Raw genomic sequence first — 15,950 nt, forward strand, 5'->3', positions numbered from 1 at the left:
CTTGCGTTATCATGCAAATGTTGCATACTGTATCTGATAATAGCATTGGATAAAATGTCTATACAGGCGTCAGAATAGCGTTTCAGTTGATTAAACAATGATTGTCATCAGATCAGGTAACCGAAACATCATGAACCCCGTCCCCCGTCAGGAAGAGATTCTCAGCCAACCCCACCGTATCGAAAAGGACCTTCTGGGCAAGCTGGCTGTACCGGCCGATGCCTATTATGGCGTGCAGACCCAGCGTGCACTTGAAAATTTCGCTCTCACAGGCGTCCCCATTGCTCACTTTCCCAAGTTGATTGTTGGGTTGGCGATGGTGAAGAAAGCTGCAGCAGCTGCCAACTGCGATATAGGCCTGCTCGAAACAGATAAGTATGAGGCGATCGCAGCAGCCTGTGATCGGCTGATCAATGGCGAGTTTCATGATCAGTTCGTGGTTGACATGATTCAAGGTGGTGCCGGTACCTCGACCAACATGAATGCCAATGAAGTGATAGCGAACGTTGCGCTGGAGGCGATGGGGTATGCAAAGGGTGCATATGAGCATCTGCACCCTAATAATGACGTTAACATGTCACAATCGACCAACGATGCCTACCCGACCGCTATCCGTGTCGGTTTGCAGTTGTCTCATGCCGAGCTGGTGGATAGTCTTGCGCTGTTACAGGCCTCGTTTGCCGGTAAGCGTGAGCAGTTTCATGATGTGATCAAGATGGGACGGACGCAGTTGCAGGATGCAGTCCCCATGACGCTGGGACAGGAGTTTGGTGCCTATGCGACCACGCTGGGTGAGGATATAGACCGCATTGCCGGGATGATTGATCTTCTGCGTGAAGTGAATCTCGGTGGTACGGCGATCGGTACCGGGATCAACTGCGACCCGCGCTATTCCGAGTTGGCGGTCAACCATCTGTCTGAAGTGTGTGGTCACAGGATGCGCCTGGCTGCGGATCTGATCGAAGCGACTTCGGATATGGGGGCGTTCGTGCTCTTCTCCGGCATGACCAAACGTCTGGCGATCAAGCTATCAAAAATCTGTAATGACCTGCGTCTGCTCTCCAGCGGTCCGCGTACTGGCTTCAATGAGATCAATCTGCCGCCACAACAGCCAGGCTCTTCCATCATGCCGGGTAAGGTGAACCCTGTGATACCGGAAGCGGTGAATCAGGTGGCTTATCAGGTGATCGGGAATGATCTGGCGATCACCATGGCGGCAGAAAACGGCCAGTTGCAGTTGAATGTCATGGAGCCGCTGATCGCCTATAAAATACTGGAGTCCATGCGCCTGTTGCGCCGTGCGATGGATATGTTGCGAGAGCGCTGCATCGATGGTATCACGGCGAATCGTGATCGTTGTCGTGAAATGGTGGCCAACTCCATCGGTTTGATCACTGCTCTGAACCCCTATATCGGTTATGACAATGCCACACGTATCGCAAGCCTCGCGCTGGAGTCAGGCCGTGGTGTGCTGGAGCTGGTACGTGAAGAGGGGTTGCTGGATGAGGATGAGCTGGCGGAAATACTCAAGCCGGAAAATATGGTCAATCCTCGCACCATGAATGGTAAGAACAGCAATGATCGGCGTGGCTATCTGCGCATTGGTAAGCGTTGCGTCAAAGCCTGATTCCTGTCAGTAAAGGATGCATTAAATCAGACACCAGCGTCGCCTCAGCTATCTGTTAAGCGGCGCTGGTGTCTATGCCCAGCAATCTGATCAGCTGAGGACGGTCAGCTTCAGGCAGAGTATCTGCCAGAGTGTAACGATCCAATGTAGCCAGAAAACTCTTCAGCGCTTCATCAAACACCGATTTGAGATGGCAGGCAGGGGAGATTGCACATTGCCCCTTGTCTGAGAAACACTCTACCAGCTTCATATCCTGCTCGGTCTCGCGTACCAGTGCACCAATATTGATCTCTGAAGGAGAGCGCCTGAGCCGGATGCCGCCTTTTTTACCTCTGATTGTATCGATATAGCCTGATTTCTGCAGATGATGGACCACCTTGGTCAGATGGTTCTTGGAGATCTGATAACTGTCTGCAATCTCCTGAATGGTCATCAGTTTTCCACCTGGCTGCAGCGCAAGATGGGTCAGTACTCTCAATGAGTAATCTGTATAGATCGTTATTTGCATGCGACAACTCCTTGATTCAGCCACTCATGATACTTTTTTCATCTGGTTAAAGAAATAAATCAAATGCATCAATTCATTTATTGTCTTTAAAGATGTATATTGTATCTATCTTTAAAGAGGGTATGACTCAAACATGCCTGAAACGTCAATGAAAGGAGCAACATCATGAGTATGGCAGAACAGTCACTGGGACAGATTGCACAGGATGTGCCGGGTGCAACCGCTGTTTTTCATAAATATGGGCTGGATTTCTGCTGTGGTGGCAAGAAGTCGCTTGTTAAAGCCGCATCAGATAAAGGGCTGGATATTGAGGCTTTGATATCTGATCTGAGTATTCTGGCTCAATCTGCATCAAGTGATGAAGGAAGCGTGACAGGAGAAATGGATGATCAGCATCTCATCGAATATATCCTGACACGTTTTCATGATGTGCATCGCGAGCAGTTGCCGGAACTGATCCGCCTTGCCAATCGGGTTGAGCTGGTACATCGCGATCACCCCCTGTGCCCGGCTGGGCTGGTGGCACAGTTGGAAAAGATGCAGGACGCACTGGAAAGCCATATGCAGCGTGAGGAGCAGATTCTGTTCCCGATGATTGCGCGTGGCCTGCACCCTATGGCCCGGCAGCCGGTTCAGGTGATGCGGCATGAGCATGATGACCATGGTGATGAGCTGGCAAAGCTGGAGCAGATCACGCATGGCATCAAGCTGCCGGAGAATGCCTGTAACACCTGGCGTGCCCTCTATCTTGGTCTTCAGACACTGAAAGAGGATCTGATGCAGCATATCCATCTGGAGAATAATGTGCTGTTTTCAAGAGTGGATGGTCAGATGGGTGGTGCACGCTGAAGCAGATAGTCTCTCGGGTATTGCTCTTGAATATGCGCTTTCAGCGCCTTCGCAAATGTAAAAACAGGCGATTCATCCTGCTCATCTTTTCTGAGCAGGATGCGCCAGTCAATTTTCAGGCCTGAAGCGGTTGTCTGGCTCGTGTAAAGACCGCCTTGTGAAAGGTAGGGCTCAAGTGTCCAGGCAGGCATGATGGTGATGCCGAGTCCCGCTCTGACCATGCCGATCACTGCGTCTGTCACGCCAGCCCGGATCACTCTGACCGGCAGGCGGTTATAGCGGCTGAATAACTGTTCATACTCTCGTCCCGAGTCAGGGTTGGTGTGATGAGTGATATAGGTTTCGGCCGTGATCGCCTCAATCCCAATATAGGGTGAACCAGCCAGTGGGTGACTCGCGGGCATAACCACACGTAACTCATCCTGAAACAGCGGTTCATTGCGAAATCCGCTGATTGGCGCCAGGTCAGAGACAACCGCCAGATCGATTCGTCCATCGCGCAGTGCGCCGTAAGGATCTAATGTAAGATCCGGGATCACTTCAAGACTAATGCTGGGATGTGTCGCACAAAAGATTTTCATGAATGAGGGCAGCCAGTGATATCCGGCGAAGGCGTCGTTTCCCAATCGGATCACATGCTCAATGCCTACCGATAGTTTGTTGATATCTGTCTCGGCACGTTCCAGTTCAGCCAGGATCACTCGGGCTGAGTAGAGCAGGCGCTTGCCAGCACTGGTGGGGGTTAATTGTTTGTTGTTGCGATAGAAAAGCTCAGTACCCAACAGTCTCTCCGCTTCTTTAAGTCGGTGACTCAGTGCCGATTGTGTTACCCCTATCCTGTGGGCTGCATCGGATACGCTGCCAGTGTCGGCGACGGCGGCCATCATCTGCATATGCTTGGTACTGAGTTTTGTTGTCATATCGTATTAAAAAAATTAATAACTTTGTGGATTTTTATGAAATTTACAGATAGATGTGCGACAAGTAAACTGATTGAAGATGATTATCATGTTTCTACAGCGACAGGTGTAAGACGATGAATACGAAAGAGCAGGTAGCAGCAGGGCAGGCTGGCGCGGTTGATCTGGCTGATGAGGCGGTTCACTGGGATCAGGATATCAGCTATGGTCAGTATCTCGCGCTTGAAAAACTGCTGGACTGCCAGCACCCCCGATCCGATCAGCATGATGAAATGCTGTTTGTCGTGATCCATCAGGCATCAGAGCTATGGATGAAGCTCTGCCTGCATGAGGCCTGTGCTGCAGTTGCCCATATCAATCGTGATGAGTTGCGTCCGGCTTTCAAGATGCTGACCAGGGTTGCTCGTATTCAGGAGCAACTGATTCAGGCGTGGGAGGTACTGGTGACCATGACACCGGCAGACTACGCGAGTTTTCGTCCGTCGCTGGGGCAGAGTTCAGGCTTTCAGTCCTATCAGTATCGAGAACTGGAGTTTCTGCTGGGCAATAAAAACGCAGCAATGATCGAGGCGCACCGCTCGCACCCAGAGAATTACGAGCATCTGAAAAAAGTGCTGAATTCACCAAGCCTGTATGATATCTGCCTTCAGCTTCTGAATCGGCGCGGCTTCGATATTCCGTCTTCTCACCTCGAACGGGACTGGTCGCAGCCCTATGTCAAGGATGCTCGGGTTGAAAAAGCCTGGGCGAAGATCTACCAGAACACGCATGACTACTGGGATCTTTATGAGCTGGCCGAAAAGCTGGTGGATATGGAGTATAACTTTCAGAAATGGCGCTTCAGCCATATGAAAACGGTTGAGCGGATCATCGGTTATAAAAGGGGTACGGGTGGTACCGGGGGCGTGTCCTATCTGGTGAAGGCGCTGGATCTGCAGTTCTTCCCGGAGCTATGGTCTGTACGTACCGCCATCTGACAGGAGCAGTCACAGAAGGTCGTCATGGATAGGGCCAGGCAGTGACTCTGCTCTTATGAGTCAGGTCGTTTGAACAGAATCACTGCTGTACGAAGGTTGTCCTTGCCGAAGCGAGACATGCGTGAAAAGGTGCGCCTCGGAACCGGCACATGCTGCGTGTCGAGCAGAGTTTTGTTGTCTTCCTCATCCACCTCCGGATCATGCAGGTAGATGTAATGTTCATCAATTGCCGTGATCACCACCCAGTGTGGGCTTTTCTGACGACTGAAACCCCAGGAACTGATCAGTATCAGCGGGACACCACCTCGCTCAATCGCCTCTCCCAGCGCTTCCTGTGTGATATCCTGAGGGTGTATCAGGACATCTGTTTCGGTCAGTTGATCCGAGAAGGACTGATGAACCAGTTCCAGTACCTCTTTTTTAGCGCCCTTGCGAACGCCATGGATAAACAATGGACCATCCCGGTTGATCCAGAGATCTACAGCAAAGCCACGCTGCCAGGCCGACAGGGCCAGCCCTCTCGGGCCACAGCCTCCATGACCGGTTGTCATGAAAATCGAGGTGGCTTCACGCCATATCTGCAGCTCCTGCAGACGTGACATCTCAAGTTCAGGTGACAGTGCTTTCATCGCCATCAGCAGTGATGCAGGGCCACAGGTAAAGGGCAGGGTTTGCTGGTAATAGGGAACATCCAGTTTAAGGCCCTGAGGGGGCTTGCGGATCCGCTTCTGGAACCGCAGTGCTCTGGCGTGATCCTCATAATAGTCCTCATAGTAGCCAAACTGACGATAACCGTTGCGCTCATAGAGATTGATGGCTGCTGGATTATCCGGTCTCACCTCCAGGCGAAGGGCCATGCATTCATGCTCGATTGCTGCCTGCTCTGCTGCATGAAGCAGTGTCTGTCCTACTTTCTGGCCACGAAAGGCAGGATCAACTGCGACAGAGTAGATTCTGGCCAGAGAGGTACCACGATGAAACAGTGTCAGAATATAACCGGCGGCGACCTGTTCATCAGCGACAGTTACAAATGCCATGATAAGGCTGCAATGTCCCTGCTTGAGCATCCAGCGGAATTGCCGCCGACTGAGTTTGTCGCCGGTGAAACTGTTGTTTTCAAGAGTCACCAGTGCCGCAATATCATTCAGCAAAGCGTCGCGTACCAGTAGCGATGTTCCTGATTTGGATGATGAAGTGGTCATACGTAAACAGTCCGGATAGCAGTTGCAGCGAAGTTGCTGTATCTGTTATCAGCCAAGCTTACGCTGACAGGGAACGGGCTGCCAATGGGGCGGAAGTTTATTTTTTCAGGCTATTGCAGTGCGCTCGTATTAGCATGATAGTAATAGCGGCAAGCGCTAGGGGCTGTTTCTGTCAAACCTTCACGAGGGCACGATGTCCAGATTGAAAATTGTTGTTGATAAGCTTGAAGACTGGGTGGCTTTTTATCCCACCGAGGACTTGATTACCGCTCATGATTATCTGGCGCTGGGCAGTCAGCCGGATACCCAGCCTACTCAGGTGATCAATCTGTGCCGCCATTATCGTTATCTGAGTTATGGGTATTATATTTCCCTGCTGGCAGAGGCGCGTGGGCATCGTGTCATACCTACAATCAGAACGATTAATGACCTGGGGAAAAAGTCTATTTATGGCCTCAATATGGAGAGCCTGAATGACTCGCTGAACAAGCTGATCGTGAAAAACCCACAGCTCAAATCTAGCCTCAGTGCAGATAATCGCCTGGAGGTGACTATCTGCTTCGGCAAGACGCTGTTTGCACCCTTGGCCGATCTGTCACGACAGATTTTCGAACAGTTCCCGAGCCCAGTGCTGAAAGTAACCTTCCGACTGGTCGATGAGTGGCAGATAGAAACGGTCAAGCCTGCCAGTATTGATAGCCTGGAGGAAAATGAGGAGGATCTGTTTGCTACTGCCCTGGATTCCTTCAGTCGCAAAGTCTGGCGTAAGCCAAGTGTTCGGAAAAAATACCGCTATGATCTGGCTATACTGATCGATCGTCAGGAAAAAATGCCGCCCTCGGATCCCATGGCCCTGAAACACTTTATCCGTGCCGGCCGCAAGCTGGGCATAGATGTCGATCTGATCGAGAAAAAGGATTTCAGCCATCTGGCAGAATATGACGGCCTGTTTATCCGTGAAACAACTTCCATCAGCAACCACACCTATCGCTTTGCAAAAAAAGCGGAAGTGGAAGGGCTGGTGGTCATGGATGATCCTGCATCGATCCTCAAGTGCTGCAATAAGGTGTATCTGGCTGATCTTCTTTCGGCCAATGGTGTGGCCATGCCGGAAACCCACTTTCTGTATAAGGATCGCAAGCGTGAGCTGAAAGCGCTGGCGAGCACGCTGACCTATCCGATTGTATTGAAAATACCGGATGGCTCCTTTTCACGCGGCGTGGTAAAGGTCAGTGATCCGCAGGCGTTGATAGATCAAGCCAATCAATACTTTAAGCAGTCCGCCATCGTGCTGGCCCAGGAGTTCATGTACACCGATTATGACTGGCGTATTGGTGTGCTGAACCATAAACCGATCTTTGCCTGTCAGTATTTCATGACAAGAGGGCATTGGCAGATCTATAACCATCAGGGGGGAACCGCTGAATCGGGCGCCTTTACCACCTTGCCGATTCATGAGGTACCAGCCAAGGTGATGAAGGTGGCGTTGAAAGCCACCCGATTGATCGGTGATGGTCTTTATGGAGTGGATCTTAAGCAGTCAGGGGATAAGGTGGTGGTGATTGAGGTTAACGATAACCCCAATATCGATTCTGATGTGGAGGATCTCTATCTCAAAGAGAGTCTGTATCGAATTGTCATGGAGGAGTTTCTGCGCAGAATGGAGCGCAGACGACTTGGAATCTGAGCAGTAGAGCTCAATGCCAAAGGGGAGAATAACGTATGCTGGATGTTATCAAATCGGTCTTGGCTGCTTTTTTCGGCGTACAGTCCGAGGCTAATCGACAGCGTGATTTTCAGGCTGCTTCACCCTGGATGTTTATCGTGGTCGGTATAGCTCTCGCAGCCGTTTTTGTCTTGATAGTCGCGGGCGTTGCCTGGTTGGCTGCTCAATAAACAATCAACTCGTGGTGCATGGAAGTGTCGGTTAAATATACAGAATTGATCAATTTTTGTTTTGCACCTTTGATGGCCATGACGTAGACTCAGGTCGACAATCTGGTTTTATGCTTCATTTCCGACACATAAAAAAAACAAGGAGGGGATGATGAAACGATTCGCCTTAACGGGGATTTGTTTCTTACTGCTTGCTGCCTTAATGGCCGGCAGTACCTATGCTGCATCGATAAACACGTCGACGGGCTGGAATATGCCGCCGGGTGTGACTGATGTCAGTCGCGAAGTCTACAGCCTGCACATGACCATCTTCTGGATATGTGTTGCGATATCGGTCGTCGTGTTCGGCGCCATGTTCTGGTCGCTGTTCGCCTATCGAAAATCCAAGGGTGCCAAATCTGCTCACTTCCACGAGAACACTACCGTTGAAGTGATCTGGACAGCTATCCCTCTGGTTATTCTTATCGTCATGGCCGTTCCGGCCACTGCCACACTCAAGAAAATGTATGACACCTCCAACGCCGAGATAGATATCCTGGTGACCGGCTATCAATGGCGCTGGCGCTATGAGTATCTGGGTGAAGATGTCAGTTTTTTCAGTAACATGTCGACACCCAGAGATCAGATACAGGGTCTGGAAGAGAAGGGGGACAACTATCTGGTCGAAGTTGATGAGCCGATGGTGGTGCCACTGGGTAAGAAGGTCAGAATTCTATTGACAGCCAACGACGTGATTCATGCCTGGTGGGTGCCGGATCTGGCGGTCAAAAAGGATGCCATTCCTGGCTTCATCAATGAAAGCTGGTTCCTGGTGAATGAACCGGGAATCTATCGTGGTCAATGTGCCGAACTCTGCGGCCGCGATCATGGTTTCATGCCGATCGAAGTCAAGGCAGTGCCGCAGGAAGAGTACGACGCCTGGCTGGCCTCGCGACGCGATGCCGCGGTGGCTGAAGCAGCCGGTGCGGACCGTGAATGGACAATGGATGAGTTGATGGAGCGCGGCGCAGGTGTTTACAACACCTACTGTGCGGCCTGTCACCAACCGGAAGGGCAGGGTCTGCCTCCTGTATTCCCAGCATTGGCCGGAGTCGGCATGTCTGTCGACCCTGAGCAGCGTGCTGAGCATATTGCCATGGTAGCTTATGGCAAAACCGGTACGGCGATGCCGGCTTTTGGTGACACCTTGTCACCGGCTGAAGTTGCCTCGGTCATCACCTATGAGCGTAATGCCTGGGGTAATGACACCGGAGATATGGTTCAGCCATCAGAAATCCGCGATCTGCTGGGCAAATAACAAGAGGAATTCTAGCCATGACACCTGAAACTACGCAGTCGGTCAGTCAGCACAGTGTCAGTGATGTTGCCAGCGGACATGATGCCCATGCACACGGGCACGCTCCAACGGGCCTGATGCGTTGGCTGCTGACAACCAACCATAAAGAGATAGGCACTCTCTATATGCTTTTCTCGCTGCTGATGCTGTTCATCGGCGGTACGATGGCGCTGGTTATCCGCGCCGAGCTTTTTCAGCCGGGTCTGCAGTACGTGCAGCCCGAGTTTTTCAACCAGATGACGACCATGCATGGTCTGATCATGGTGTTCGGTGCGATCATGCCTGCTTTTGTGGGTCTGGCCAACTGGATGATTCCACTGCAGGTCGGTGCACCGGATATGGCACTGCCACGACTGAATAACTTCAGTTTCTGGCTCTTGCCCGTAGCCTTTACCACGCTGCTGGCGACTTTGTTCATGGAAGGGGGCGGCCCGAACTTCGGCTGGACCTTCTATGCGCCTTTGTCGACCACTTATGCGCCACCTTCTACCAACTTCTTCATACTGTCGATCCATCTCGCGGGTATCAGTTCGATTCTGGGTGCAATCAATATTATTGCCACCATACTCAATCTGCGTACACCGGGCATGCGTCTGATGGATATGTCGCTGTTTGTCTGGACCTGGCTGATCACCGCTTTCCTGCTGATAGCAGTGATGCCGGTTCTGGCTGGTGTGGTGACCATGATGTTGCTGGATATCAATTTCGGTACCAGCTTCTTTGATGCTGCAGGTGGTGGTGATCCAGTGCTGTTCCAGCATCTGTTCTGGTTCTTTGGTCATCCGGAAGTGTACATCATGATCCTCCCAGCCTTTGGTATTGTATCGCTGATCGTACCGGCCTTTGCTCGCAAACGCCTGTTCGGCTATGCGTCAATGGTTTATGCAACGGCTTCCATTGCGATACTGTCTTTCGTCGTCTGGGCACACCATATGTTTACGGTTGGTCTGCCTCTCACGGCGGAGCTTTTCTTCATGTATTCAACCATGCTGATAGCCGTTCCGACAGGTGTGAAGGTTTTCAACTGGATTGCAACGCTGTTCCGAGGCTCTATCAGCTTTGAAACACCGATGCTCTTTTCGCTCGGCTTTATCGTCATGTTCACTATCGGCGGTCTGTCCGGTGTCATGCTGGCGATAGTCCCTGCTGATTTCCAGTATCACGATACCTACTTTGTGGTGGCCCACTTCCATTATGTGCTTGTGCCGGGCGCGCTCTTTGCGATCATGGCAGCGGCATACTACTGGATGCCGAAATGGACCGGGCACTATGCCAATGAAACCTTGGGTAAATGGCACTTCTGGCTGTCGGTGATCGGGGTCAACCTGACCTTCTTCCCGATGCACTTCTCCGGACTTGCGGGTATGCCGCGCAGGATACCGGATTACGCGCTGCAGTTTGCCGACTTCAACATGCTGTCGTCAATTGGTGGGTTCCTGTTCGGTTTCTCCCAGTTGATCTTTGTATGGGTCGTTATCAAAGCTGTGCGTGGTGGAGTGAAGGCACCAGCGAAAGCCTGGGAAGGTGCCGAAGGTCTGGAGTGGGCAGTGCCAAGCCCTGCGCCCCTACATACCTTTGATACGCCCCCTGAGTTTGTGCCGGAGAGAGATTCGCCAAGTCGCCACAGTGATCATTGAGTGGAGAGGGGAGAAATGACTGTACATCAGAGCACTGATAACAGCAGCGGAGTCAAGAGGACGGTCAGGAATACATTGTTTGCATTGGTGGCGATGGTGGGGTTCACCATCGCACTGGTGCCACTTTACGATGTGTTTTGTGAAATCACCGGCCTGAATGGTAAGACGGCCGACTCTGCTCAGGTTATCAGCGCTACTGGCGTAGACACTTCCCGCACGGTTCGCGTACAGCTGGTAACACGCAGTGCGCCGGGGCTGCCCTGGCGCCTTGAGGCGATCAATCAGGTAGTGACAGTACATCCGGGTGAAGTGGCGCAGGCACGTTTTCGCTTCACCAACACCAGTGACCAGCGCTTGTCAGGTCGAGCAGTTCCAAGTGTCAGCCCTTCTCAAGGGGCCAGACACTTCAGGAAAATGCAGTGCTTCTGTTTCCAGGAGCAGTGGCTTGCCGGCGGTGAGAGCCTTGAGCTGCCACTGGTGTTTCAGGTTGATCCTGCCTTACCTGATGATGTTGCCACGCTGACTCTGGCTTATACCCTTTACCCAATGGGCGAGGAGATTGCCCTAGGAGGTTTGCATGACTAGTCAATACTATGTTCCACCTACCAGCAAATGGCCAATTATAGCCGTGATCGTGGTGGGCTGTACGGCACTTGGTGCTGGTTCGTTGATGACTTATGGCAGTGGTCTGCCGTTTCTTTTGATCGGGCTGGCGGGTATCGCTTTTGTGATGTATGGCTGGTTCCGTGACGTCATAAATGAGTCTATGGGCGGCTTGTATGATATGCAGATGGACCGTTCGTTTCGTCAGGGAATGGGCTGGTTTATTTTCTCGGAAGTGATGTTCTTTGCAGCCTTCTTCGGAGCGCTGTTTTACATCAGAGTCTTTGCTCTGCCCTGGTTGGATGGAGAGGGTGCTAAAGGAGTAACCGCTCTGTTGTGGCCAGACTTCACGGCTAGCTGGCCGTTGATGAATACCCCGGACCCCAGTATCGGTGGCCCTGATGCGGTTATCAATCCCTGGACGCTGCCACTGATCAATACCATCTTGCTGGTCACCTCCAGTGTGACGTTGACCATTGCGCACCATGCGTTGAAAGAGGGAAATCGCGCCAAGCTGAAAAATTGGCTGATCGGTACAATAGCTCTCGGGCTGGTGTTCCTGGTCATACAGGGTATTGAGTATGTCGAGGCCTGGACTCAGTTGGGCCTTACACTTCAATCCGGCATCTATGGCTCAACTTTCTTCCTGTTGACAGGTTTTCATGGTTTGCATGTCACGATCGGTGCCATTGTATTGATTGTGTTGCTGTTCAGGGTGATGAAGGGGCACTTTACGGCTGATAACCACTTCGCATTTGAAGCCGGTGCCTGGTACTGGCACTTTGTTGATGTGGTGTGGATCGGTTTGTTCCTTTTTGTTTATGTGTTCTAAAGAGCACTAAATAAGCTGGCCCTGTGTGAAACCATACACCAGCAGGGCCAGCAGGGTGACAGCCAGACCGACCCGTAATTTGAGTGATGTCAGTACTCGGCTTGAAGCAGATGCATCTTTCAGGAGAAAACCGGCCCCGGCAGCGAGACTGGCCAGCATCGCCAGAAAAACCAGGGCTATAAGGAATTTAAGCATGAGTGTCTCCGGCGTGAAATCGTCGCGTATCAGTCGACCAGAAAAGCAGACGCGGGTCAAGGTGATTATCAAGCTACTGTTCTGGTGGGCTTTCTGGCTATCGCTGATGATCCTCGGATTACTACTGGCTAACTGGCAGTGGCACAGGGCGGCCGAAAAGGTGGCGCTCCTGTCCGCATGGGAGCATGCACCCATACACATGAATCCTTTGACTGAGCCGGAAAATCTCGCCAGATTAAAGCTTACAGGTTACTTCCTGGAAGATGAAACGCTCTGGCTGGATAACCGCATCCACAATGGGCAGATAGGCGTTGCGGCCTTGACGCCGTTACTGACTGATTCAGGTCAGTGGTGGTTGATACAGAGAGGGTTTGTTGTAACCGGCGTTGATCGTCAGTTTGAGCCGTCTGTTCCAACCCCTGTTGGCTTGTCACTTGTCAGGGGGCGCTGGCAACAGATCCGGCCGGGGGCGCTTGTACTGGGAGATAATCGGGAGGGTAATCGTCTGCAGTCACTTTCAATAGCACCCTGGTCACACTTATCTGGTAACGTGTTTGAAGGTGTGGTGCATCAGGAGTCTGGTGATGGCCTGCTGACGACCTGGTGGCAGCCAAGTCAGATGCCACCTGAGCGCCATACAGCTTATGCATTGCAATGGTTGTGTCTTGCGCTGTTGGCACTTGTCATGGCGGTTATCGGGCATTGGAAATGGTTTAAGGATTAAGAGTGGCAGGAGTTAATCGTGAGTAGTCGGCTTAAGCTTTTACTGTTGATACTGGTTCTGGGGGCGCCCATGCCTGTTGCCTGGGCGATGCTGCATTGGCAGATCGGGCTGCCAGACAAGCATGTCGCAAGAGGGGAGTTGAGCCCGGCACTGCCTCCTTTGACGCAATGGCCAATCGAGTGGCAAGAGAGCGATGACTGGTGGCTGGTATGGGCGGCATCCGATATCTGTGAGGAACGTTGCCAGGCCGAGGCTGATAAGTGGTGGCGGATGCATCGGGCGCTGGGCCGAAATGCAGAACGTGTCTATCGCCTGCGACTGGGTGGAGATCAGGACGCCTTACCTGGTGAGCGGCAGTTGTCCTGGTTGACTGAGCGACCTGAATGGGTGGCGGATGCTCAGGTGTGGCTGGTTGATCCTCAGGGGAATATCGTGACACGTTATGCGCCCTATGTTGACGCCAAGGATGTGCATAAGGACCTCGAGCACCTCCTGAAACGAAATCCGGTGCGATAAATATGAAATCCTGCTTGCAGCGAAAACCTTTCTGGTTTATCACTAGTGTGTCTGCTATCAGGCTGAATAACAATAATAAATAGAGTAATGAGGTTTATACATGGGCTCAGGCTTTTCCAGCAGTCAGCTCACCCCGACAGCCTCGATAAGGCGAGCAGCACGTATTGCCGCAGCCGGGGTAGGTTTTACGTTCATAGTCATCCTCGTAGGTGTCTGGACACGCTTGTCCGATGCCGGGCTTGGTTGTCCCGACTGGCCGGGCTGCTACGGCTCCCTGGTTGTACCGAGCGCGGATCGCGCTGCCGATTTTGCGCCGGATATTCCTCTTGAACCCTTCAAGGCCTGGGTGGAAATGTTCCATCGCTACATTGCCAGTGGGCTTGGGCTGGTGGCACTGACACTGACCTGGATGGCCTGGCGTATGCACCGTGTGGAGGGCTACCCGGTATTTGCAAGCTTCATGCTGTTGCTGGTGATCTGTCTTCAGGGTGCTTTCGGTGCCTGGACCGTCACGCTCAAACTCTGGCCTCAGGTAGTGACCCTTCATCTTCTGGGCGGTTTTTCTGTTCTTGGCATTTTTTTCTGGCTCTATCTGCGTCTGGCTGGCTGCCTCAAGGGGCAGGTTCAACGTCGCAGGCCACCTGTTTTGTGGTGGCTGGTTGGGCTGGTTCTAGTCGGACAGGTGGCCTTGGGCGGGTGGACATCAAGTAATTATGCCGGTATTGCCTGTACCGGTTTCCCGACTTGCAATCAGGAGTGGTGGCCTTCCTACATGGATTTTGATGAAGGTTTTCACCTGACTCAGGAGGTCGGGCCCAACTATCTGCATGGCCAGTTGCATGCAGGGGCCCGAACTGCGATCCACTATACTCATCGCCTGGGCGCGCTGGCGTTGGGTGTTGCACTGTTTCTGCTGTTCATCTCTTACCGTCATCAGCGCAAAGCCAGAGGAGCCTTGCTCAGTGCGCTGGTTGTCTATGCTGTTCAGATATCACTGGGTATTATTCTCGTACTCTTTTCACTACCTCTTTCCGTGGCACTGCTGCATACGGCGGGGGCGGCACTGCTGTTACTGATTTTGCTCAACGCCGGGTGGCGCCTGGGTGCAATTCAGTCGTCCATGTCCTCAATGATCTATAAAAAGGTGGCCCATGCGTAATTCAGAGCTGGTGATTTCGCGTAAGTTTGATCCCGGTGCATTACTGGGCATCGCGAAAGATTTTTTTGAGCTGGGCAAGCCACGAGTTGTTCTGGTGATGCTGGTCTGTGCTCTTGTGGGTATGGCGCTGGCTGTCCCCGGCATGCCGGCGATCGACAAGGTGGTGTTCGGTCTGATGGGCATCGGTCTGGCCTCAATGGGAGCAGCTGCCTTCAACCATCTGCTGGATCAGCGTCTGGATCAGATGATGCTGCGTACTTCGCGTCGCCCTGTGGCTGAAGGGCGATTGAAAAGCTGGCAGGCTGCTACCTATGCAGCCGGCTTGTCGATTGCAGGGTTGGTGTTGCTCTGGTTTGAAGTGAACCCACTGACATCGATGCTGACAGCTGCAGCTCTGCTCGGCTATGCCGTGGTGTATACCGCTTTTCTCAAGCGTGCCACTCCTCAGAATATTACCATTGGTGGATTGGCGGGGGCTGCACCACCACTGCTTGGCTGGACAGCTGTCACCGGTCATCTGCACGCCGATGCACTGTTGTTGGTTCTGATAATCTTTGCCTGGACGCCACCACATTTCTGGGCACTCGCTATCCACAAGCGTGAAGAGTACGCCAAAGCGGGTGTGCCAATGCTGCCTGTCACACATGGCACTGAGTTCACGCGATTACAGATCTGGCTCTATGGCTGGTTGACTGTGGCGGCCACACTACTGCCTTTTGCGACCGGCATGAGTGGCTGGATCTACCTGGTGGGTGTTCTGGGATTGAATGCACGTTTCATGTACTGGAACTGGAGGATCTGGAGAACACAGGATGTCACGGCACCTCTGTCAGCCTTCTGGTTCTCGATTCGCTATATTCTCTATCTTTTTGGTTTGCTTTTACTCGATCATTATTTTTTCTACTAATATAAGAGAAGGGAGGACGACGCGTTTCCTGATAACAATAAAAACAACAGTGTCAACGAACC

The 15,950-nt window shown here is 52.2% G+C and carries 17 protein-coding genes; 13 read left to right on the forward strand and 4 right to left on the reverse strand.

The annotated features are described in order from the left end of the window. Window positions 1-130 precede the first annotated feature (130 nt). Window positions 131-1,627, forward strand: coding sequence for an aspartate ammonia-lyase (locus tag F7R27_RS07280; RefSeq protein ID WP_151703563.1), 1,497 nt, complete (start codon window positions 131-133; stop codon window positions 1,625-1,627). Window positions 1,628-1,682: 55 nt separating this feature from the next. Here F7R27_RS07280 and F7R27_RS07285 read toward each other — a convergent pair whose 3' ends face one another. After that, window positions 1,683-2,135: an RrF2 family transcriptional regulator gene (locus F7R27_RS07285; RefSeq protein WP_151703564.1), complete on the reverse strand. Its 453-nt coding sequence runs from the start codon at window positions 2,133-2,135 to the stop codon at window positions 1,683-1,685. A 165-nt stretch (window positions 2,136-2,300) separates the two neighbouring features. Between F7R27_RS07285 and ytfE the strand changes: the two genes are divergently transcribed. After that, entirely contained in the window at window positions 2,301-2,984 is a 684-nt protein-coding gene (gene ytfE, locus F7R27_RS07290; RefSeq protein ID WP_151703565.1) for an iron-sulfur cluster repair protein YtfE, read from the forward strand. On the opposite strand, the gene F7R27_RS07295 is transcribed toward ytfE, so the two are convergent. Further along, window positions 2,963-3,904, reverse strand: a complete 942-nt coding sequence (locus tag F7R27_RS07295) for a LysR family transcriptional regulator (RefSeq protein ID WP_240776277.1) — start codon at window positions 3,902-3,904, stop codon at window positions 2,963-2,965. The two genes, ytfE and F7R27_RS07295, sit on opposite strands and share 22 nt — an antisense overlap. Before the next feature lie 116 nt (window positions 3,905-4,020). On the opposite strand from F7R27_RS07295, the gene kynA reads away from it, so the two are divergent. Then, on the forward strand, window positions 4,021-4,881 hold the full coding sequence (kynA, locus tag F7R27_RS07300; RefSeq protein ID WP_151703566.1) for a tryptophan 2,3-dioxygenase: 861 nt from the start codon (window positions 4,021-4,023) through the stop codon (window positions 4,879-4,881). A 53-nt stretch (window positions 4,882-4,934) separates the two neighbouring features. On the opposite strand, the gene F7R27_RS07305 is transcribed toward kynA, so the two are convergent. Continuing rightward, complete coding sequence (locus F7R27_RS07305) at window positions 4,935-6,083, reverse strand: GNAT family N-acetyltransferase/peptidase C39 family protein (RefSeq protein WP_151703567.1); 1,149 nt, start codon at window positions 6,081-6,083, stop codon at window positions 4,935-4,937. Between the two features lie 193 nt (window positions 6,084-6,276). Here F7R27_RS07305 and F7R27_RS07310 point away from each other — a divergent pair, with 193 nt between their 5' ends. The 6 genes from F7R27_RS07310 to F7R27_RS07335 all read left to right on the forward strand — a co-directional run bounded on the left by F7R27_RS07310 (window position 6,277) and on the right by F7R27_RS07335 (window position 12,387). Next, window positions 6,277-7,770 (forward strand): RimK family protein, encoded by a 1,494-nt coding sequence (locus F7R27_RS07310; RefSeq protein ID WP_151703568.1) that lies wholly within the window; start codon window positions 6,277-6,279, stop codon window positions 7,768-7,770. 35 nt (window positions 7,771-7,805) lie between these two features. Beyond that, window positions 7,806-7,979 (forward strand): DUF2970 domain-containing protein, encoded by a 174-nt coding sequence (locus F7R27_RS07315; RefSeq protein ID WP_151703569.1) that lies wholly within the window; start codon window positions 7,806-7,808, stop codon window positions 7,977-7,979. 151 nt (window positions 7,980-8,130) lie between these two features. Next, the gene (gene coxB, locus F7R27_RS07320; RefSeq protein WP_168927452.1) at window positions 8,131-9,276 is read left to right on the forward strand and encodes a cytochrome c oxidase subunit II; all 1,146 of its coding nucleotides are present in this window, start codon (window positions 8,131-8,133) and stop codon (window positions 9,274-9,276) included. A 17-nt stretch (window positions 9,277-9,293) separates the two neighbouring features. Continuing rightward, window positions 9,294-10,952 carry a cytochrome c oxidase subunit I gene (ctaD, locus tag F7R27_RS07325; protein WP_151703570.1) on the forward strand — a complete coding sequence of 553 codons (1,659 nt, stop codon included), beginning with the start codon at window positions 9,294-9,296 and terminating at the stop codon, window positions 10,950-10,952. A 15-nt stretch (window positions 10,953-10,967) separates the two neighbouring features. Then, window positions 10,968-11,537: a cytochrome c oxidase assembly protein gene (locus F7R27_RS07330; protein ID WP_151703571.1), complete on the forward strand. Its 570-nt coding sequence runs from the start codon at window positions 10,968-10,970 to the stop codon at window positions 11,535-11,537. Continuing rightward, window positions 11,530-12,387: a cytochrome c oxidase subunit 3 gene (locus F7R27_RS07335; protein ID WP_151703572.1), complete on the forward strand. Its 858-nt coding sequence runs from the start codon at window positions 11,530-11,532 to the stop codon at window positions 12,385-12,387. Before F7R27_RS07330 ends, F7R27_RS07335 begins: the two co-directional genes overlap by 8 nt. A gap of 6 nt (window positions 12,388-12,393) precedes the next feature. On the opposite strand, the gene F7R27_RS07340 is transcribed toward F7R27_RS07335, so the two are convergent. After that, window positions 12,394-12,582 (reverse strand): DUF2909 family protein, encoded by a 189-nt coding sequence (locus F7R27_RS07340; protein WP_151703573.1) that lies wholly within the window; start codon window positions 12,580-12,582, stop codon window positions 12,394-12,396. On the opposite strand from F7R27_RS07340, the gene F7R27_RS07345 reads away from it, so the two are divergent. From F7R27_RS07345 to cyoE, 4 genes are all read left to right on the forward strand, one after another. Continuing rightward, window positions 12,581-13,306, forward strand: a complete 726-nt coding sequence (locus F7R27_RS07345) for an SURF1 family protein (RefSeq protein WP_151703574.1) — start codon at window positions 12,581-12,583, stop codon at window positions 13,304-13,306. The genes F7R27_RS07340 and F7R27_RS07345 overlap by 2 nt on opposite strands. Window positions 13,307-13,324: 18 nt before the next feature. Continuing rightward, window positions 13,325-13,822, forward strand: coding sequence for a hypothetical protein (locus F7R27_RS07350; protein WP_240776279.1), 498 nt, complete (start codon window positions 13,325-13,327; stop codon window positions 13,820-13,822). Between the two features lie 100 nt (window positions 13,823-13,922). After that, window positions 13,923-14,981, forward strand: coding sequence for a COX15/CtaA family protein (locus F7R27_RS07355; RefSeq protein WP_151703576.1), 1,059 nt, complete (start codon window positions 13,923-13,925; stop codon window positions 14,979-14,981). Continuing rightward, window positions 14,974-15,888, forward strand: coding sequence for a heme o synthase (cyoE, locus tag F7R27_RS07360; protein ID WP_151703577.1), 915 nt, complete (start codon window positions 14,974-14,976; stop codon window positions 15,886-15,888). Before F7R27_RS07355 ends, cyoE begins: the two co-directional genes overlap by 8 nt. The last annotated feature ends 62 nt before the right edge of the window (window positions 15,889-15,950 follow it).

Origin of the sequence: Nitrincola alkalilacustris, from assembly GCF_008973755.1 — a bacterium.
GTDB lineage: Bacteria > Pseudomonadota > Gammaproteobacteria > Pseudomonadales > Balneatricaceae > Nitrincola > Nitrincola alkalilacustris.

Coding starts and splice junctions, on each gene's coding strand:
- F7R27_RS07280 (WP_151703563.1), top strand. CDS start 131: ATGAACCCCGTCCCCCGTCAGGAAGAGATTCTCAGCCAACCCCACCGT.
- F7R27_RS07285 (WP_151703564.1), bottom strand. CDS start 2,135: ATGCAAATAACGATCTATACAGATTACTCATTGAGAGTACTGACCCAT.
- ytfE (WP_151703565.1), top strand. CDS start 2,301: ATGAGTATGGCAGAACAGTCACTGGGACAGATTGCACAGGATGTGCCG.
- F7R27_RS07295 (WP_240776277.1), bottom strand. CDS start 3,904: ATGACAACAAAACTCAGTACCAAGCATATGCAGATGATGGCCGCCGTC.
- kynA (WP_151703566.1), top strand. CDS start 4,021: ATGAATACGAAAGAGCAGGTAGCAGCAGGGCAGGCTGGCGCGGTTGAT.
- F7R27_RS07305 (WP_151703567.1), bottom strand. CDS start 6,083: ATGACCACTTCATCATCCAAATCAGGAACATCGCTACTGGTACGCGAC.
- F7R27_RS07310 (WP_151703568.1), top strand. CDS start 6,277: ATGTCCAGATTGAAAATTGTTGTTGATAAGCTTGAAGACTGGGTGGCT.
- F7R27_RS07315 (WP_151703569.1), top strand. CDS start 7,806: ATGCTGGATGTTATCAAATCGGTCTTGGCTGCTTTTTTCGGCGTACAG.
- coxB (WP_168927452.1), top strand. CDS start 8,131: ATGAAACGATTCGCCTTAACGGGGATTTGTTTCTTACTGCTTGCTGCC.
- ctaD (WP_151703570.1), top strand. CDS start 9,294: ATGACACCTGAAACTACGCAGTCGGTCAGTCAGCACAGTGTCAGTGAT.
- F7R27_RS07330 (WP_151703571.1), top strand. CDS start 10,968: ATGACTGTACATCAGAGCACTGATAACAGCAGCGGAGTCAAGAGGACG.
- F7R27_RS07335 (WP_151703572.1), top strand. CDS start 11,530: ATGACTAGTCAATACTATGTTCCACCTACCAGCAAATGGCCAATTATA.
- F7R27_RS07345 (WP_151703574.1), top strand. CDS start 12,581: ATGAGTGTCTCCGGCGTGAAATCGTCGCGTATCAGTCGACCAGAAAAG.
- F7R27_RS07340 (WP_151703573.1), bottom strand. CDS start 12,582: ATGCTTAAATTCCTTATAGCCCTGGTTTTTCTGGCGATGCTGGCCAGT.
- F7R27_RS07355 (WP_151703576.1), top strand. CDS start 13,923: ATGGGCTCAGGCTTTTCCAGCAGTCAGCTCACCCCGACAGCCTCGATA.
- cyoE (WP_151703577.1), top strand. CDS start 14,974: ATGCGTAATTCAGAGCTGGTGATTTCGCGTAAGTTTGATCCCGGTGCA.